Annotated in this window: 1 protein-coding gene; it reads left to right on the top strand. The window is 69.2% G+C overall.

The window, feature by feature from the left end:
* Positions 1-267: 267 nt before the first annotated feature.
* Positions 268-1879: condensation domain-containing protein (locus ADL03_RS21035; protein ID WP_197288512.1), on the top strand; the 1612-nt coding region annotated here is incomplete at its 3' end.

Consider the following 1879-nt stretch of genomic DNA (forward strand, 5'->3'; position numbering starts at 1 on the left):
TCGCGCCACAACCGGGGGGCAAACAGCGCACCGGCGGTCCGCAACCGGTGCAATGAATTACGCGGCGTCATGAATGCTTATTTCGGCATGCCATTTTAAGTTGTGTCATGGCCGCAACAAATGATCTCCATTCACATGTTCTATAGGTTTTTTGCGCATTCCTTGACCCTTCATGTGACAGCTGTGTAAAAATTCGTCAGGGAGTGGAAGTGGGGCGGGGGATCTGTGATCGAAGACATGTATCCGTTGGCGCCTGTGCAGCAGGGCATGCTATTTCATGTCCTGGAGGCGAAATCGGACAAAGGTGTCTACTGGGCGCAGGGGCTTTACGAATTCGACGGGGTGCTCGACGTCGGCGCCATGAGGCGCGCGTGGGAGCTGGTGGTCGCCCGCCACGCCGTGCTGCGCACCGGTTTCGTGTGGGAGGGCGTCCCGGAGCCGCTCCAGGTCGTCATGAGCGACGTCGAGGTGCCCTTCGAGGTGCACGACTGGACCGCCGTGACCGACCGGCAGGCCGCGCTCGACGCGCTGCTCGCGCACGACCGCGCCCAGGGCTTCGACCTCACCAAGCCACCGCTCATGCGCGTGCACGTCATCACCGACGGCACCGGCCACCACCGGATGGTGTGGGCCCTCTACTCCGGGCTGTGCGACGGCTGGAGCGTGCCCGTCGTCCTCGAAGAGGTCGGCGCCACCTACGACGCCCTGTGCCGCGGCACGACGCCCGAGCTCGAACCCGTGCGGCCGTACCGGGACTTCATCGCCTGGCTGGGCAAGCGCGACCGCGCGGAGGCCGAGTCGTTCTGGCGGGACTACCTGGCCGGGTTCGACGCGCCGACGGCGCTGCCCGTCGACCGTTCGGTGCGCGACCACTGGGCGCAGAGCCGCCGCCGCGTCGAGCTGCCGCAGGACCTCACCACCGCGGTCATGGACCTCGCCCGCCGCAGGCGCGTCACGCCGTCGACCGTGATCCAGGCCGCCTGGGCGCTGCTGCTGGCCGCCTACTCCGGTGACGACGAGGTCGTCTACGGCCTCACCGTGTCCGGGCGCCCCGCCGACCTGCCCGGCGTCGAGTCGATGGTGGGCGTGTTCATCAACACGCTGCCGGTGCGCGTGCGGGTGTCGTGGGAGCGCACGTTCGCCGACTGGCTCGGAGAGCTGCAGGAGAACCAGGTCGCGGTGCAGCGCTACGAGTTCACCGCGCTGTCGGACATCAAGCGGTGGTCCGACCTGCCGCGCGGCAGCGGTGTCTTCGACAGCATCGTCGTGTTCGGCAACTACCCGCAGGCCCTGCTGCCCGAGGACGAGGACAGCGACGACGAGGACCGCTTCGGCGCGCTCGACTCCATCGAGCAGGTCAACTACCCGATCGCGTTCGCCGTCGACCTGGAGGACACGCTCAAGATCGAGGCCGAGTTCTCCACCGGCGCGTTCGACGCGGCCACCGTGGACCGGCTGCTCGACCAGCTGCAGGCCGTGCTCGCCACCGCCGTGGCCGGACCCGACCGGCTCGTGCGCGAGGTGACGCCGGCACCGGTGACCGGGTGGAGCGCGGGCGCTGCCTTCGACGGGCCGTACGTCGGGCTGGCGGAGCGGTTCCGGTTGGCGGCCAACGACTTCGCCGACCGGGTCGCCCTCCGTGGTGACGGCCGCGAGCTGACCTATGCGGAGCTGGGTGAGCGGGTGGCTCGGGTGGCGGCCGGGTTGCGGGCCGCTGGTGTGCGGGAGGAGACGCGGGTCGGGCTGTGGTTCGAGCGGTCCGTGGACCTCGTGGTGGCGGTTCTCGGTGTGGTGCAGGCGGGTGGGACGTACGTGCCGCTTGACCCGGCGTTGCCGCACGGGCGGTTGCGGGATGTGCAGGCGGCGGCCGGGGTCGAGC

Origin of the sequence: Nocardia sp. NRRL S-836 (assembly GCF_001279525.1) — a bacterium.
GTDB lineage: Bacteria > Actinomycetota > Actinomycetes > Mycobacteriales > Pseudonocardiaceae > Lentzea.